Source organism: Bacillota bacterium, assembly GCA_013177945.1.
Lineage (GTDB): Bacteria > Bacillota > DSM-12270 > Thermacetogeniales > Thermacetogeniaceae > Ch130.
This window is the reverse complement of sequence record JABLXW010000007.1, coordinates 46,566-62,000: the sequence shown is the minus strand read 5'-3', so window position 1 is coordinate 62,000 and position 15,435 is coordinate 46,566. Positions and strand designations below refer to the sequence as shown.

Here is a 15,435-nt window from a genome sequence, read left to right as displayed (position 1 = left end):
TGCGGCAGTCTTGCGCTGCCTGCTGGTTTAGCGCTCTGGTTTTAGTACTCCATGTCCGGGCTGGGGTAGGGTGGGGTCTTTTCCTTCTTCTGGGGAATTTCTGTGACCAGCGCCTCGGTGGTCAGGAGCATGGAGGCGATGCTGGCCGCGTTCTGGAGCGCGCTCCGGGTGACCTTTAACGGGTCGACGATGCCCGCCTTCACCATATCCACGTAGTCTTCGGCCATGGCGTCGAAGCCGATTCCCGGCTTTTCGTTCTTGACGCGCTCGATGACGACCGAGCCTTCGAAGCCGGCGTTTTCGGCGATCTGCCGGAGCGGTTCTTCCAGGGCGCGGCGCACGATCTTGACCCCGACCAGCTCGTCGCCCTCAGCCTTAATTTCGTCTAAAGCGGGGATGATGTTAACGAGAGTTGTGCCTCCGCCGGGGATGATCCCTTCCTCAACCGCAGCGCGGGTTGCAGAGAGGGCATCCTCGATCCGGTGCTTCTTCTCCTTAAGTTCGGTTTCGGTGGCGGCTCCCACCTTGATTACGGCGACGCCGCCGGCCAGCTTCGCGAGGCGCTCCTGGAGCTTTTCTCTGTCGTAGTCGGAGGTTGTTTCCTCGATCTGGGTCTTGATCTGGTTGACGCGCGCCTTCACGGCGTCGGAAGAGCCATAGCCTTCAACGATGGTGGTCTTCTCCTTGCCGATCTTGACCTTCTTCGCCCGGCCGAGCATGGAGATGTCAACGTTTTCAAGTTTGTAACCCATGTCTTCGGAAATGAAGGTGCCGCCTGTTAAGATCGCAATGTCCTCCAGCATGGCCTTGCGGCGGTCTCCGAAGGCTGGCGCCTTCACGGCCGCGCAGGTTAAAATCCCCCGCAGCTTGTTGACCACCAGGGTGGCGAGCGCTTCGCCCTCCACGTCTTCGGCAATCACCAGGAGCGGCTTGCCGGTCCGGACGACCTTCTCCAGGAGGGGGAGGAAGTCCGCGATGGCGGAGATCTTCTTCTCGTGGATCAGGATGTAGGGCTCTTCAAGTTCTACTTCCATGGCTTCGGGGTTGGTGATGAAGTAGGGGGAGATGTAGCCGCGGTCGAATTCCATCCCTTCCACGACTTCAACTGTGGTCTCGATTCCTTTTGATTCTTCAACGGTGATGACCCCGTCTTTGCCCACTTTGTCCATCGCTTCGGCGATCAGGTTTCCGATTTCTTTGTCGTTTCCGGCAATGGCGGCGACGTGGGAGATTGACTCCTTGGTCTCTACCGGGATGCTGTACTTCTTCATTTCTTCGACCGCCTTTTCGACGGCCCTGTCAATCCCGCGCTTCAGGAAGATGGGGTTTGCGCCGGCGGTGACGTTTTTCAGGCCCTCGGTCACGATTGCCTGGGCGAGCACGGTTGCCGTTGTCGTCCCGTCCCCGGCAACGTCATTGGTCTTGGAGGCGACCTCCTTGCAGAGCTGGGCCCCCATGTTTTCATAGGGGTCTTCCAGTTCAATTTCCTTGGCAACGGTTACTCCGTCTTTGGTGATAGTTGGAGAGCCGAATTTCTTCTCCAGCACAACGTTCCGGCCTTTAGGCCCCAGCGTTGCTTTTACAGCCTCCGCCACAATGTTGACGCCTCTTTCGAGCTTGCGCCTTGCGTCGACGTTGAAAATGATCTGCTTGGCAGCCATCAGTTGATTACCTCCTCGATTTGAAATTCAGCGGCAGTTCGAAATTTTATTCTTTAACGGCCAAAATGTCGCTTTCCCGCATGATGAGATACTCGACACCTTCGATTTTGACCTCGGTGCCTCCGTATTTTGCGTAAACTACCCTGTCGCCCACCTTCACTTCGGGCTGAACACGGGTTCCGTTTTCAAGGAGACGACCCGGCCCCACGGCGATCACTTCTCCCTCCTGGGGCTTTTCCTTCGCGGTGTCGGGCAGGATGATCCCTCCTTCTGTTTTTTCCTCCCTTGAGAGAGGCTTCACCACCACGTGGTCACCAAGTGGCCTCAGCATTAGCAACCCTCCTTAGGAAAATGGTTTGTTTTGCTGAAAGGTTTCTGTGCAGCTGTTAGCACTCTCTGAAGTTGAGTGCTAATAAATCTATGATAAATATACAGATTAAGGTGTTCCTTGTCAACACTTTTTTGAGAGCACGTTAACAACGTTAGCAGCCCCAGGCCCGGGAAATGTTTCCGGGTTTTCCAGCAGTGATTATGTCCCTTTCGCCGGATTTTTAACCTCTGTTCTTCCTGCCAGTTGGGCAATGATTGCCGTGAGATTCCCTTTTTCCCTGCTGCAGAGCGGGCAGGAACCCAGGCAGAGGTAGAGGTCCTCCACCCTTTCTCCCTTTTTCTTCAAATCTGCGAGGAGTTTTTCGATGACAGCACCCATTTGGGAGAGGGGCGCGCCGGAAACGATTGTGTAAAAGCGCCCCCGGAGGCGGCGGCAGGAGGCGGGCGGGGGGCCGGTCCGGTGCCGGTCCTGTATCCCCTGGGGGAGCCGGACCTCGAGAAAAATTTCCCCCCGGAACAGGCCGCTCTTGAGGAGAATCAGGGCATCTGGTGCAACGATGTAGCCTTTTCCCTTGGCCTCGGTCATTGCCCGGGAAATGTCTTCGTTGTAGGCAAGGGGGTTGTGCAGGGCCATGCGCGTGGGAACGTGGTAAAAGAACCTGGGCTCTTCCCAGCGGTGCTCCCTTTCATGCCAGTCTTCCGGTTCCAGTTTCTGGCAGTAGCAGGTTCCAAACATGAATTCCTCTCCTTTTCTAGGATTTACAAAACTGCCTTTTTCTTTCTCGGGTCCGGAAAAGAAAGCTTTGTAGATAATTTTAGCATAAACCGGCAAGATAAGAACGCTCGGGTTGAGAGAAACCGGCGCGGACGAACCGGGGTCGTCGGGGGTTCCGGAGAAGCGGGACGTATGATAAAATAATCTAGACTATTTACGGGAGAGAAGGTCGGAGGATCCGTGGGGAAAACTTATCAAATCAAGATCTGCGGCATTACAAACCGGGCGGATTTGGAGGCTGTTGGAGAAGCGGGCGTCGACTGGGCGGGGGTGATTTTGGAGGTTTCTTCTTCACCCCGGCGCCTCGGTTTTGAAGAGGCCCGCGCCCTGGTGCGGAATTCTCCCCTTCCCGTGTTGATCTTAACCGACCGGAGCGATTTTGCATCCCTGTCCCGGATCGGGACGGAGATTTCCCCTTACGGCCTGCAGCTGCTGGCGGAGCCCCACCCCGACCTGATCCGAAGGCTTCGGGATGCTTTCCCTTCTCTCGCGATCTGGCAGTCCTTTCACCTCCCTCCTGCCGGAAGTTCCGGGGCAAACCTTTCTTCTGCCGCGCTCGCAAAAATGATGGCCTGCTGCTTTCGGGCCGGGGCCCAGGCTGCGGTCCTGGATACGGCGGTCAGGCGGGGGGATGTTTTGCAACGCGGGGGGACGGGTTTGCAGCACGACTGGGAACTGGCGCGTCTTCTTGTTGCAGAAGCGCCCGGCCCCGTTTTTCTGGCCGGGGGGATCAATCCGGAGAACGTCCAGGCGGCCCTGGATCTTGTAAACCCTGCCGGGGTGGATCTTTCCAGCGGGGTCGAAACCTTCCCCGGGAAGAAGGACCCTTCAAAGATCCGGGATCTCGTGCAGCGGGTGAGAAATTATAAAAGGCAGGAAAACCTGTAATCCCGGCGCAAGGCATTCAAAGATGAGAACAGAAAAAGAGGAGGGCTAATCGTGAAGGCCGCAGTAATGTACGGAAAAAACGACATCAGGCTTGAGGAGGTTCCCGATCCCTGCCCGGGGCCCGGCGAGGTGGTGCTCCGCGTCCGGGCTGCAGGGATTTCGGCCGACGACATCAAGAGCCTCCTGGGCCAGGGGGCGCCCCGCAGGCTTCCGCAGATTCTGGGGCATGAAGTTGCCGGTGAGATTGCGGCCGTGGGGAAACATGCGGCCGGCTTCGAGAGCGGCCAGAGGGTTGTGGTTTTCCCTTATGCGTTTTGCGGGAGGTGCGACTACTGCCTGCAGGGCCGGCAGAATCTGTGCAGCCAGAGGTTTGGGCTGGCCGACGGGATCACCGGGGGGTTTGCAGAGTATGTGCTGATCCCGCGCCAGATCGTGGCGCACGGGGGGATTCTTCCGATCCCTGAGCATTTAAGCTTTGAGGCCGCCGCGCTTACCGAACCCCTGTCCTGCTGCGTGGCAGCCGCCCGCACCAACCGGGTGGCTCCCGGAGCCCGCGTGGTGGTCGTGGGATCGGGCCCGATGGGGCTCCTTCACCTCAAGGTGAACAAGGAAAAAGGGGCGCAGGTGATCATGATCGACAAGCTGGCCAGACGCTTGAATTACGCCGCCCAGATGGGCGCCGACGAGGTGATTGACGCCGGGCGGGTTGATCCCGTGAAAGAAGTCAAGAAAATAACGCGGGGCGACGGGGCGGAGGTTGTGATCATTGCTCTGGGCATCCCCGAGGTGATCGAAGCATCCCTGCCGATGGTGCGGAAAGGCGGGATCCTGAACATTTTCGGGGGGCCCGCGGCGGGTTTCATCCAGCTCGACCCTGCCCGTATCCGCAACGAAGAGATCGTGATTACGGGGAATTTCGCCTCCACCCCGGCCGATTTCGAGGCCGCCCTAAAGCTGCTTGGGGAGGGAAGGATTGTTGTGGATGACCTGATTTCGGACCGGTTTCACCTGGACCAGGTGCAGGATGCCATTTCCCGGGCCAAGCAGCAGGATATGCTGAAAGGAGTCTTTGTTCTGCCGTAAAAGTTTCGGCTGCGAAAAAGAAAAAAGCGCATGATGCCGCCTCCGCCGGAATAAAATACTTCTAGAAGAAAGCAGGGGAGGTGGTCCCGTGCGCTTAATTTTTTTAAGGAGGCATGTCCTGCTGCGTTGGGGAGCCGTTGCCGGGATGGTTTTCCTGGCCGGGATCTTTTGTTGCACCGGGCTGGCGGGGCGGGTCGCCGGCGTTCTGGCAGGGCTCGACCGGGAGGTTCCCATTTACGCGGTTGATACGAAAGAAAAAAAGCTCGCCATTTCCTTTGATGCGGCCTGGGGGGCCGATTACACCCCTCGCTTGCTGGAGATTTTGAAAGAACACGACCTGAAAACGACCTTTTTTCTGACCGGAATCTGGGTGAAAAAATACCCGGAAGTGGTGAAGAAAATCGCTGCCGCAGGGCACGAGCTGGGGAACCACAGCACAACCCATCCCCACTGCGCCTCCCTGTCTCAGGAGGAGCTGAAAAAGGAGCTGCTGGAGAACGAAGAGATGATCTACAGGTTGACCGGGAAGCGGACGCGGCTTTTCCGCCCTCCGTTCGGGGAATACAGCAACGATGTGATCCGGACCGCCCGCAGCCTGGGGTATGAGGTCATCCAGTGGAGCGTCGATTCCCTGGACTGGCAGGAAGCCGGCGCCGAGGCGGTGGTCGACCGTGTTCTGCAGCTTGCCCACCCCGGCGCCATCGTGCTCTTTCACAACAACGCCCGGTACACCCCCGAGGCGCTTCCGGTCATCCTCAAAGAGCTCAAGGAGCAGGGCTACAGGATTGTACCCATCTCCGAACTCCTCATCAAGGGAGAATACTACATCGAAAGGCACAGCGGAATTCAGAAGAAGAAACGCTCCTAAAACTCCCGGGGCTTGCAGATGATCTCCTTGATCTTGGTGTCGAAGAAGTTGTTGGAATGGGCAGGGACGATGACCACTGCAGTGTCGGCGCCGGTCCCGGAGCCTCCAACTGCGATCACCTCTTCCCCGTAGGGGATGAGTCCGGCATCAAGGGCCATTCCGGCAATTTCCACACAGACCTTCACGCCCTGTCCGAACATCCGGAGCGTCTGGGCGATGATTTCCGCCGGGTAGACGCCGCCGAACTTATTGCGCAGGGCGCGGTCGACCCCCGCCAGGAGGTGGGTGGTGGTCAGGATTTTCACGCCTTTGTCCTGCAGGCGCTGCCTCACCTGGGCGGACATCTCGTCCTCCCCGGGCCCCGTGAACCCCACGTGGTGGGTGACGCAGACCACCTCCAGGCCCTTGTCCAGGAAGTGCTCAACAGTAAAGCCGCTGTTGGAGGCAACCACGAGGTGGCGGATCTTGAGTTCCTGCGCTCTCTTCACGGCCAGTTCCGCCGTTGCTGCAGTGTTCACCCGCCCCTTCTGTTCCCAGTACATTCTTTTCACTCCCTCAACTTAAATTTTGAGCTGCATTCACGCCGCTTCGAGCAGCACCGGCAAAGGATCGATGATCCAGTCATCCGGATTCCTTGCAGAGCGTCCAGGCTCGCTCTCCGGCTAAAATTTATTTTAAGGGTGATCTGGAGGCAATGCAAGCTTCCGGGGCGGGCAATCCTGGCCTGGCGGGAAGCAGGGAACTGATGCGGCCGTGATGTAGATGGGAAGAAGGCGCCGGAAAGAGGAAGAACCCGGGCGGGGCAAGAAATAATAAACTCCAGGAGATGGGTCCATGATCAGAAGAAAGATCTTTGCCCTGGCCTGGCCGGCTGTGCTGGAAATGATGCTCTACATGCTCCTGGACATCGTGGATGTGGCCTTTGTGGGCCGTCTCGGCCCCCGGGCCCTGGCTGCCGTCGGTCTGGGTGCGCAGCTTTATTTTTCGGCTCTTTTCGTTTTTTCTGCCCTGGCGGCAGGAGCAACCGCCCTGATCGCCCGTGCCGTCGGAGCCGGGGATCGGGAGCGGGCGAGCCGGGTCGCGGGGCAGGCCCTCTTCCTTGCCCTTTTGATCGGAGCAGGGTTCGGGCTCGTCGCGCTCTTTTTTGCCCCGCAGATCTTGAACCTGTTTCGCTTTGAATTCCAGGTCCGGCGGCTTGCGGCCGGCTACCTCCAGATCGCCGGGACCCCTGCTGCTTTTGCCCTTTTGCTTTTCGTCGGCAACGGAATCTTTCGGGGCGCCGGGCTCACCAAAATCCCCCTGCTGGTTGCAGGGTTCACCAATCTCCTTCACGTTGGGGCAGACTACGTTTTGATCTTCGGGAAATTCGGTTTCCCTGCTCTGGGCGTCCGGGGCGCGGCCCTTGCCACGGCCTTTGCCCAAACCGTGGGGTGCATCCTGGTTTTGTACCTGCTGGCCTCGGGGCTGACCCCTCTCAGGGTCCGCTTTACCGATTTCATCAGCATCGATAGGGTGTTGATCTCCAGGATTTTCAAGCTGAGCGTTCCTGCAGGTTTCGAAGAAGCGCTTCTCAGCCTGGGCAGAATTGTCGGGAGCCTCATGCTGGCCGGCCTGGGCACTCTGGCCTTTGCCGCGCACCAGGTGGCGCTGACGGCAGAATCCCTGTCCTACATGCCCGGCTACGGCTTCGCGGTGGCCGCCACCACGCTGGTGGGGCAGAGCCTGGGGGCGCGAAAGTACGCCCAGGCGCACCGCCATGGCTGGGAGGCCGCGAAAATCGCCCTTCTTGTGATGTGCGGAATTTCCCTTACATTTCTTTTTCTTCCGGAGTATGTGATCCGGGTTTTTGCCCGGGACCCGAGTGTGGTTGCCCTGGGCTCCCTGTGCCTCCGGATTGCCGCCTTCGAGCAGCCGACCATTGCTCTGGAGATGGTTCTGGCCGGCGCCCTGCGGGGGGCGGGGGATACCCGCACCCCGATGTTGATTACGGTCCTGAGCACCTGGCTCCTGCGCCTTCCCCTTTTCTACCTCTCGATTTACGTTTTTTCCTTTGGGCTTCCCGTCATCTGGCTGATTACCGCTTTCGACTGGCTGGTTCGCGCCCTGCTGATCACTGCCCAGTTTCAGCGGGGGCGCTGGCAGCGGATCCGCCTGTAGCCGCGCGAAAACCCGGGCTTATTTGCCTGCTTGAGCGGCAGGTTGGGTGTTGAAAATTTTTCGGAAGTGGAAGCCGTAAATTGCAAAGGTAATGGCATCCGGAAGGAAGCGCGGGCGCCGCACAAGGGTCTTCAGAAGAAGCTTCCAGTAATGCCTTCTTCCCTTATCGAGGATTCCCAGGTAGAACATCGCCTTGAAGAGGGCCGCCAGGTAGCAGAGCCGAAGCTGGGTGATTCTCGCCCTTCTTGCGGGCTTGAATTCTTTGAAAAACTCCCAGATCCGCTCGTAGTAAGGCCCCGGGGAGTAGATGGTCGTGACGATCTTCCTGTAGCCCTCCAGCAGCATCTGGGGATTCATTTTAGGAATGAAGTTGAGGGAAAAGTCGGTGTTGTTGCCCGAGAAGTTGGGCAGCAGCCGCTTTTCTCTTTTCAGGCGTTCAAATAATCGCGTTCCCCTGGGGGCGTTGAGCAGGCCGACCATGGCGGTGACGATTCCGCTCTTCTGGATGAAGCTGATTTGCCTCTCGAAGATGGAGGGGGTGTCGCTGTCGAAGCCCACGATGAACCCTGCGCTTACCTGGAAGCCGTGGTTCTGGATCTTTTTTACCGAGGCGAGGAGGTTCCGGTTCATGTTGTGGAACTTGTTGCATTCCCTCAGGCTCTCCTCGCTTGGCGTCTCGATCCCGATGAAGACGTGGGTGAATCCTGCCCTCCTCATCAGATCCATCAGCTCTTCGTCATCCGCCAGGTTGATCGAGGTCTCCGTGATGAAAGAAAACGGGTGCCTGCGCCTTTCCATCCACTCGATCAGGGCCGGGAGGACCTCTTTCTTCAGTCTGGCCTTGTTGCCGATGAAGTTGTCGTCGACGACGAAGACGCTCCCCCGCCAGCCGTGCCCGTAAAGGGAGTCCAGCTCCCGCAGCAGCTGCTCCCTGCTCTTTAAACGGGGCCTGCGCCCGTACAGTGAGGTGATGTTGCAGAACTCGCAGTCGTAAGGGCAGCCCCTTGAAAACTGGATGCTCATGGAAGCGTAGTCCCGGAAGTCGATGAGCTCCCACGCCGGCGCTGGCGTCCTGGACAGGTCGGGCCTTTCGCTGCTTGTGTAAATGTGCCGGGCGCACCCTTTTTCCAGATCCTCCAGAAACGCGGGGAGCGTGGCTTCGGCTTCGTTCAGGACCAGGTGGTCGGCCTCTTCAAAGGCTTCAGGTTCGGTGGTGAAGAGGGGCCCTCCCGCCACGGTCTTGACTCCCAGGGATTTGCAGCGCGCCAGGATTTCATTGACGGAGCTTCTCTGGATCGCCATCGCGCTGATGAAGACGCAGTCGGCCCATATCAGGTCCTCGTCGGTGAGCCTTTTCACGTTCAGGTCGATCAGCCTTTTTTCCCAGCCGGGGGGGAGCATCGCGGCAACGGTTAAGAGCCCCAGCGGGGGATAGGCGGCCTTTTTGCTGATGAACTTGAGGGCGTACTTGAAGCTCCAGAAGCTCTCCGGGTACCTGGGGTAAACCAGCAAGACACGCACGGCCCGCACTCTCCTTTCATGTTGTTTACCCAATTTTACCATCTCTTGCCGGTTGCTGTCCAATCAAAATTTATTTTTATCTTTTCCCGGGGTGTCCTTCCTTAATCTGAATTTGATTGGAAAACTAAACATAAAAGGAGCGGGGAACCAGGGAGAACGGTTGAAGCAGGATCTGGACCTTGGGCGGCGAATAAAAATGGAAATTCTGTAAGGAGATGGTGAAGTTGGGAGGAAGCAAGCGGCACGGAGGAAAGTTCTGGTCCTTATTTTTCTGCTTTTTAATCAGCGCGCTGCTTTTGGCTGCAGGGAGCGGGTGCCGGGGCGCGCGGGAGGCCGGCCCCGGGCGGGGAGGTCCGGTTAAGCAGGGACGGGAGATCCTCCCGGAGGAGCGCCTGCTCGCTTACGAGCAGGAGGGGTGCATCTGGGTCGTCAGGGCATCAGGGGAAGGAGCGCGTAAAATCGGCAGAACCGGAAGCATGGCGCTGGGGGCCTGGGCGCCGGACGGTGAGCGAATCGCGGTCTTGACCGCAGTTGAACGCAGCGGGGAGTGGGTAACGGGCTATGCCGGGGTACTGGATCTCAAAGGGAAGGTTAAGCCCGTGCTGGGCCCCCAGGGTCCCCTTCCCCTGGAGCCGGGGGAGATGGCCTGGCTCCCGGAGGGAGATTCCCTTGTCCTGGCGAGCCTGGACACGATCTGGGTGGCGCGGGAGGAGGGGGATGTTTTCCGCGCGCGCGTTCTGTATACGTCCGGGAAAGGCGGGAACGAGAGGGTGTGGCACCCCCGGCAGATTCCCCGGGAAAACAGGATCAGTTTCTGGATCACCGCCGGTGAAGGGGAAGGAGGGAGAGTCAAAGCGCGCCTTGTCACCCTTCCCGCGGCGGGAGGAGAGCCGGAGGAGCTTTTCAGCCAGGTAATCTGGGCAAGCGGGGAGGCCCCCGTTGAGGCCCTCTGGTCTCCGGACGGCAGGTATGCGCTGATCTATGCGGAGCCCGCCGGGGAAGGAAGCTGCTGGTGGCTGCTCGACCGGAAGTCGGGGATGAAGAAGGCCGTGCTCTCCCCCACGGCAGGGGATCCGCAGTGGCTGCCCGGGGGCGAGTCCCTTGTCTACGCACCCCAGGCCCAGCTGCAGGTTCCCAGGTACGAAGTGCTGCATGTGGCGACAGGGGAGGCCTCGCCTTTTGCGGAGGTGCCCGGCTGGGCGAGCTGGCTCGAGGTCTCCCCGGACGGAAAGAAGATTCTCCTTGCGAAGGCCGCCGGGGAGGACGGGTTCAAGTGGGACCTCTACGTTGCCGGGGCCGACGCGGCCTCCCCCAAAAAGGTTGCTTCCGGAGCCGGAGACGCTGCCTGGCAGCCGTAAAAAGCCGTCAACTTTTCGCAGTTCCCGGAAAATGCTAGAATATAGAATAAAATAAAAACCGGTGAAGCCTTGCGGTCTGCCGCCGGGGCGGTACGGGAGCGCGCCCTGCCTGTTGCCTGGCGAGGGGGAGCAGGTGAACTTTTAAAGAAGAAGGCGGGCCGCATTTTCCCCCCAGATGCCGGCCCTTTCCTCCTCTGTGAGGTTTGTCTGCTCCCACTCTTTGTAGTAGCGCGCCGGCGACAGAAGCGGGAAGTCGCTCCCCAGCAGGACCCTGGGAAGCGCCCCGGCAAGCCGGGCGGCTTCGTAGACCTGCGGCCGGAAGAGGAAGGGGGAGGCTGCCGTGTCGTAGTAAACGTGGCTTAAGGAGGTCCGAAGCTCCGGCATCAACTCGTAGAAGAAGAGCCCTCCTCCCCAGTGGGCGAAAATGATCTTGTTTTCCGGGTTGTTGACGGCAAAGTGGTAGGCGTGTTCGGGCCCCATTTTTCCTTTGCCCGGGTAGTAGTGGCCTACCAGTTCGTTTGCGTGCATCAGGATGGGAAAGTCGAGCTCCCGGCAAACCCCGGCGAAGCGCCCCACCTGCTTCTGGTCGGAGATGTCAACGTGGACGGCGGCAGGGATGATCTCTCCTGCCCCTTTCAGCCCGGCTTCCCGGCAGCGGATCAGCTCCTGCTCCATCCCCGACTCCTGGGGTGGAACGACCGCAAAGCCGATAAACCGGTCGGGGTAGCGTCTCACCGTTTCAATGATGTAGTCGTTCCCCTCCCGGCACATCCCCAGGTCGCGGTAGGGGAAGGAAAACACTACGGACCTGTCGATCCCCGTTTTCTCCATATTGGCCAGGACGTCCTCGGCTGTTGCAAATTTGGCTTTCGGACCCTCGTGAAGCAGCTTAAAGTGGGCGTCCCGTTCCAGGTTCCTCTGGATGTCCCGGATGAAATCCGGAGACAGGATATGCACGTGGACGTCGATTCTCATGGCTCTCCCCCCTAAGTGTGCCGGATCACTCTTCCGAATAACCCCTTTGCTTGAATTTATTCTGCCTACCTTAAAAAAACCCTTTTCCTTGTTACAAACTGTTTACATTTTGTTTAAACTCTTGTTACCAATTCTGGTATAAACTGTTTCTTGCACCATCTACTGTTTCTCAGCTGCAGGGATCGGGTGAGATTATGCTCGTGCAGATCCTGAGCGCGCCCTACGGGGAGGGCCACCGGCGCGCGGCAAGGGCTTTAAAATCGGCAATCGAAAAAAGAAATCCCGCCTGGGAAGTCCAGGTTTCCGACTTTGTCCACCTTCTTCACCCCTCTCTTGATGCCCTGATGCGGGTCTTCTATCTTCAATGCGTGTCCCAAGCTCCCTTTTTTTACGACTGGTTTTACCGGTTCACGGATAAGCCGGAGCCTCGCTCAGGTTGTTATTTGTCGGATTACCTGGGGTTCCCGACCATGCAGAGGCTGCTGCGCGCCATGCCTGACGTGGTCGTGGCTACGTTCCCGACCCCGGGCCGGATCTGTGGCGAAATCAAAATAAGGAAAAAACTGAAGTTCCCCCTTGTGATGGTGATTACCGATTTTGCTGTTCATGCCGAATGGTGCCACCCTGCAGTAGATCTTTACCTGGTGGCGACCGGTGACGTCAAGGTATCCCTGGAAAAGCGGGGAGTGCCGCCTGAACGCATCCTCCCTGTTGGGATTCCGGTGCACCCGGAATTTGAAGAGCCTGTACACCGGACGCGGGCGCGTGCCGCCTTAGGACTGAGAAACGATCTTCCGGTGGTTCTTGTTGCGGGGGGCAGTTATGCCCGCCTCGGTGACGTGGGCAGGGTGGCGCGGGAGCTGCTCCGCTTTCAGAATGAGCTGCAGGTGGTTGTGCTTACGGGCAGGGATTGCGGTTTATACAGGAAACTAAGCAGAGAACTTGGGAGCTGCCCGAATTTTAAAATTATCGGTTACACGGAGAGGGTGGCGCCGGTTATGTCAGCTGCAGATTTAATCATTACCAAAGCAGGCGCTCTCACCCTCGCGGAAGCCGCAGCGCTGGGTTTACCGGTTCTTATCCACCGCTGGGTGGGAGGGCAGGAAGCGGCAAATGCCTCCTATTTTGTTCAAAAAGGAGCGGCTTTGGCAGCTTATGGCAACAACGAATTGCTGGCAAAGGTGGAGTTTTTGCTGAGCGCACCGGATGGTTTTCGGGAACAGATGCGGGAAAAGGGAAGACTGGTTCAGCCTCCGGGCGCGGCAGCGCGGGGTGCTGCAGCCATTGCCAGGCTGGCCGAGGCCGGGCTTTAGTTTTCTGAAGCTATTCGGTGTTCTTTAATTAAGTGGTATGCTTTAACAAGCGGCAGGAGAAAAGTAAAATAAATTTATGGCAATACAGGTAACCGGAGCAGGAGAGGAGACCCTTGACATCGTTAGAAAAAACCATCCTGATAATTGAAGATGATCAGAACATAGCAGAACTGATCAGGCTTTACCTGGCCAATCAGGGCTACCGGGTCATCGTCTCGCCGACAGGGAGCGGGGTAGTTGACCAGGTAAAACGAGAGGACGTCGCCCTGGTGGTTCTCGATCTGATGCTTCCCCAGGCAGACGGCTGGGAGGTCTGCCGGGCACTCAGAGCAGAGACGGGGGTTCCGATTATTATTGTCACGGCAAAGAGTCAGATTACCGACAAACTCCGGGGATTCGATCTTGGCGCCGATGACTATGTTGTCAAGCCGTTCGATCCCCTGGAGCTTCTCGCCCGTGTCAAAGCGGTTCTCAAGCGGAGCAGCAAGCAAACCGGTCCCCCGGGTCCGGTTGCCGTGCCGGGTCTCCGGGTTGATTTGATGCGCTATGAGGTGAAGGTGAACGGACAGCCGGTGGAGCTTACTCCCAAGGAGATCGAGTTGCTCTGGGTGCTGGTTTCGCAACCGAACCGGGTTTTTACCAGAGAATATCTCCTGAAAGAGGTTTGGGGCTATCACATCAGCGCGGGAACGAGCCGGACGGTTGACGTCCACATCAACCGCCTGCGGGATAAAATTGAAAGACCGGATTTGCCCTGGCAGATCAAGACCGTCTGGGGTGTCGGCTACAAATTCGAGATCGAGGATGGAGAAAAATGGGAGAAGTAAAAATAAGGAGTGTTTTTGGGAAGCTCCTGCTGATAGAACTGGGGGTTACGATTGGCGTCGTCCTGATCATGAATCTCCTGCTGCTATGGTTTTTTCGAGGCTACGTTTTCCGCCGGCACGAAAAGCTGCTTTGGGATGTGGTCGCCCAGGCCCAGGAGGTTACGACCAGGATGGTGAGGCAAGAAGTTTCGGAAAAGAACTGGCAGAGAGCCCTCAGGATCATCGATCGCTCCTCGGGGGTGCATCTTGCTGTTTTTCGCGGGAACTCCCTTCTTGTCAGCACGGAGCGCGGGATTGCGGGAATTAGTTCCGATCCGGGGTTTTTAAAACAGGTTCTTGCCCGGGCCGGGCGCCAGAAGGCAGCCATCTTGGGTGTGCCGGGGAGCCCTGATTTAGAGCTGCTTGTCGTCTCTTCCCCCCTCTCCGTTCTATCCCGGCAGACAACCCTTGTTGCCTATACTGCGGCCAGCAATGTAAAGGCGCTCCTTGGCGAAACTTTGAGCCTCATCTGGCTTGCCTCGCTGCTGGTGCTGGCGCTTGCAACTCCCGTTGTCTATTTTGCCGCGCGCCACTTCACCCACCCGCTGGAAGAAGTGCAGCAAATTGCCAGGAAATTCGCCCAGGGGGATTTCAGCCAGCGTCTCGAAATGGAAAGGCGCGATGAGATTGGTGTCTTGGCAGAGGTTTTAAACGAGATGGCCTGGAGATTGGAGCTCATTGAAAAAAACCGCCAGGAGTTTCTTGCCAACGTTTCCCACGAATTACGCACTCCTTTAACATCTATCAGCGGCTTCATTCAGGGAATTATAGACGGGACGATTCCGGAAAAAGACCAAAAGTACTACCTTTCTCAGGTTTACCGGGAGACGCAGAGGTTGGCGCGGATTACAAACGATTTGCTCGATATGGCAAGGATGCAGGCGGGAGAGATGGAGTATCACTGGGAAACTCTGGATCTCTGGGAGGTCTGCCGCGAGGCTTCCGAATCTCTGCTTCCACTGGCTCAGGAAAAAAAGGTGGTTCTGCTGCTCAATTTACCTGAAAAGCCCGCCATCGTGCAGGGGGACCGGGCGCGTCTGATCCAGGTTCTGGTAAATCTTCTGGACAACGCTCTGAAGTTCACCCCCGGCGGAGGGAGGGTCGAGGTGGAAGGCAAAGTTGAGGAAAACAGCGGTATGGTGGCTGTCGCGGATCAGGGCCCCGGCATTCCGCCCGGGGAGATCCCCTTTATTTTTGAAAGATTTTACAGGGGTAATGCCACGGGAGGGGGCACCGGTTTGGGGCTGGCGATCAGCAAATTAATCGTAGAGGCCCACCGTGGCGACATTGCGGTCTTCAGCCAGGCAGGCGGAGGGACAACATTTTGCCTTTCTCTCCCTCTTTCCAGTCAGCGTCTTGCGTCCAGCGCCGCCCAACCTCCTAAATCGTGATCATCCCGTAGAGATGGGGCCTCGCTCTTAAGTCAGGGCTCGCGACCCGGGAAGAACGAGCGAAATGACCCCGCCACACGGAATGAGATTCAATCAAGTTTGAGATTCAATCAAGTTCATTAAAATCTTGTTACTATGGACTAAATGGAGGAAAAAATGGCAAGGGGTTCAATTAAAAAAAGGAAGCTCGCAATGAGCGGCTTTATCTTATCAGTTTTTTTGATTGCGGCGTTTCTCCATAGTTACCGG

The 15,435-nt window shown here is 57.8% G+C and carries 14 protein-coding genes; 8 read left to right on the top strand and 6 right to left on the bottom strand.

Annotated features, from left to right (window positions below):
* Nucleotides 1-41: 41 nt before the first annotated feature.
* The 3 genes from groL to HPY58_04720 all read right to left on the bottom strand — a co-directional run bounded on the left by groL (nucleotide 42) and on the right by HPY58_04720 (nucleotide 2,727).
* Complete coding sequence (gene groL, locus HPY58_04730) at nucleotides 42-1,661, bottom strand: chaperonin GroEL (GenBank protein NPV28958.1); 1,620 nt, start codon at nucleotides 1,659-1,661, stop codon at nucleotides 42-44.
* Between the two features lie 46 nt (nucleotides 1,662-1,707).
* A complete protein-coding gene (groES, locus tag HPY58_04725) occupies nucleotides 1,708-1,992 on the bottom strand; it encodes a co-chaperone GroES (protein ID NPV28957.1) in 285 nt (94 codons plus the stop codon).
* A 198-nt stretch (nucleotides 1,993-2,190) separates the two neighbouring features.
* The gene (locus HPY58_04720) at nucleotides 2,191-2,727 is read right to left on the bottom strand and encodes a hypothetical protein (GenBank protein ID NPV28956.1); all 537 of its coding nucleotides are present in this window, start codon (nucleotides 2,725-2,727) and stop codon (nucleotides 2,191-2,193) included.
* A gap of 219 nt (nucleotides 2,728-2,946) precedes the next feature.
* On the opposite strand from HPY58_04720, the gene HPY58_04715 reads away from it, so the two are divergent.
* From HPY58_04715 to HPY58_04705, 3 genes are all read left to right on the top strand, one after another.
* Nucleotides 2,947-3,654, top strand: a complete 708-nt coding sequence (locus HPY58_04715; GenBank protein NPV28955.1) for a phosphoribosylanthranilate isomerase — start codon at nucleotides 2,947-2,949, stop codon at nucleotides 3,652-3,654.
* A 51-nt stretch (nucleotides 3,655-3,705) separates the two neighbouring features.
* Complete coding sequence (locus HPY58_04710; GenBank protein ID NPV28954.1) at nucleotides 3,706-4,737, top strand: alcohol dehydrogenase catalytic domain-containing protein; 1,032 nt, start codon at nucleotides 3,706-3,708, stop codon at nucleotides 4,735-4,737.
* Between the two features lie 88 nt (nucleotides 4,738-4,825).
* The gene (locus HPY58_04705) at nucleotides 4,826-5,605 is read left to right on the top strand and encodes a polysaccharide deacetylase family protein (protein ID NPV28953.1); all 780 of its coding nucleotides are present in this window, start codon (nucleotides 4,826-4,828) and stop codon (nucleotides 5,603-5,605) included.
* Here HPY58_04705 and HPY58_04700 read toward each other — a convergent pair.
* The gene (locus HPY58_04700; GenBank protein NPV28952.1) at nucleotides 5,602-6,147 is read right to left on the bottom strand and encodes a hypothetical protein; all 546 of its coding nucleotides are present in this window, start codon (nucleotides 6,145-6,147) and stop codon (nucleotides 5,602-5,604) included. The two genes, HPY58_04705 and HPY58_04700, sit on opposite strands and share 4 nt — an antisense overlap.
* 292 nt (nucleotides 6,148-6,439) lie before the next feature.
* On the opposite strand from HPY58_04700, the gene HPY58_04695 reads away from it, so the two are divergent.
* Complete coding sequence (locus HPY58_04695) at nucleotides 6,440-7,762, top strand: MATE family efflux transporter (GenBank protein NPV28951.1); 1,323 nt, start codon at nucleotides 6,440-6,442, stop codon at nucleotides 7,760-7,762.
* A gap of 18 nt (nucleotides 7,763-7,780) precedes the next feature.
* On the opposite strand, the gene HPY58_04690 is transcribed toward HPY58_04695, so the two are convergent.
* Entirely contained in the window at nucleotides 7,781-9,283 is a 1,503-nt protein-coding gene (locus HPY58_04690) for a DUF4070 domain-containing protein (protein ID NPV28950.1), read from the bottom strand.
* Nucleotides 9,284-9,507: 224 nt separating this feature from the next.
* On the opposite strand from HPY58_04690, the gene HPY58_04685 reads away from it, so the two are divergent.
* On the top strand, nucleotides 9,508-10,641 hold the full coding sequence (locus HPY58_04685; protein ID NPV28949.1) for a hypothetical protein: 1,134 nt from the start codon (nucleotides 9,508-9,510) through the stop codon (nucleotides 10,639-10,641).
* A 141-nt stretch (nucleotides 10,642-10,782) separates the two neighbouring features.
* Here HPY58_04685 and HPY58_04680 read toward each other — a convergent pair whose 3' ends face one another.
* Nucleotides 10,783-11,616 (bottom strand): amidohydrolase, encoded by an 834-nt coding sequence (locus HPY58_04680; protein NPV28948.1) that lies wholly within the window; start codon nucleotides 11,614-11,616, stop codon nucleotides 10,783-10,785.
* A 194-nt stretch (nucleotides 11,617-11,810) separates the two neighbouring features.
* Here HPY58_04680 and HPY58_04675 point away from each other — a divergent pair, with 194 nt between their 5' ends.
* The 3 genes from HPY58_04675 (at nucleotide 11,811) to HPY58_04665 (ending at nucleotide 15,186) form a co-directional block, all read left to right on the top strand.
* The gene (locus HPY58_04675; protein NPV28947.1) at nucleotides 11,811-12,929 is read left to right on the top strand and encodes a glycosyltransferase; all 1,119 of its coding nucleotides are present in this window, start codon (nucleotides 11,811-11,813) and stop codon (nucleotides 12,927-12,929) included.
* A 134-nt stretch (nucleotides 12,930-13,063) separates the two neighbouring features.
* Complete coding sequence (locus HPY58_04670; protein NPV28946.1) at nucleotides 13,064-13,756, top strand: response regulator transcription factor; 693 nt, start codon at nucleotides 13,064-13,066, stop codon at nucleotides 13,754-13,756.
* Complete coding sequence (locus tag HPY58_04665) at nucleotides 13,744-15,186, top strand: HAMP domain-containing histidine kinase (protein ID NPV28945.1); 1,443 nt, start codon at nucleotides 13,744-13,746, stop codon at nucleotides 15,184-15,186. Before HPY58_04670 ends, HPY58_04665 begins: the two co-directional genes overlap by 13 nt.
* The last annotated feature ends 249 nt before the right edge of the window (nucleotides 15,187-15,435 follow it).

Excerpts from the sequence above, each read along its gene's own strand:
- groL (NPV28958.1), bottom strand. The coding sequence starts at position 1,661 with ATGGCTGCCAAGCAGATCATTTTCAACGTCGACGCAAGGCGCAAGCTC.
- groES (NPV28957.1), bottom strand. The coding sequence starts at position 1,992 with ATGCTGAGGCCACTTGGTGACCACGTGGTGGTGAAGCCTCTCTCAAGG.
- HPY58_04720 (NPV28956.1), bottom strand. The coding sequence starts at position 2,727 with ATGTTTGGAACCTGCTACTGCCAGAAACTGGAACCGGAAGACTGGCAT.
- HPY58_04700 (NPV28952.1), bottom strand. The coding sequence starts at position 6,147 with ATGTACTGGGAACAGAAGGGGCGGGTGAACACTGCAGCAACGGCGGAA.
- HPY58_04695 (NPV28951.1), top strand. The coding sequence starts at position 6,440 with ATGATCAGAAGAAAGATCTTTGCCCTGGCCTGGCCGGCTGTGCTGGAA.
- HPY58_04680 (NPV28948.1), bottom strand. The coding sequence starts at position 11,616 with ATGAGAATCGACGTCCACGTGCATATCCTGTCTCCGGATTTCATCCGG.
- HPY58_04675 (NPV28947.1), top strand. The coding sequence starts at position 11,811 with ATGCTCGTGCAGATCCTGAGCGCGCCCTACGGGGAGGGCCACCGGCGC.
- HPY58_04665 (NPV28945.1), top strand. The coding sequence starts at position 13,744 with ATGGGAGAAGTAAAAATAAGGAGTGTTTTTGGGAAGCTCCTGCTGATA.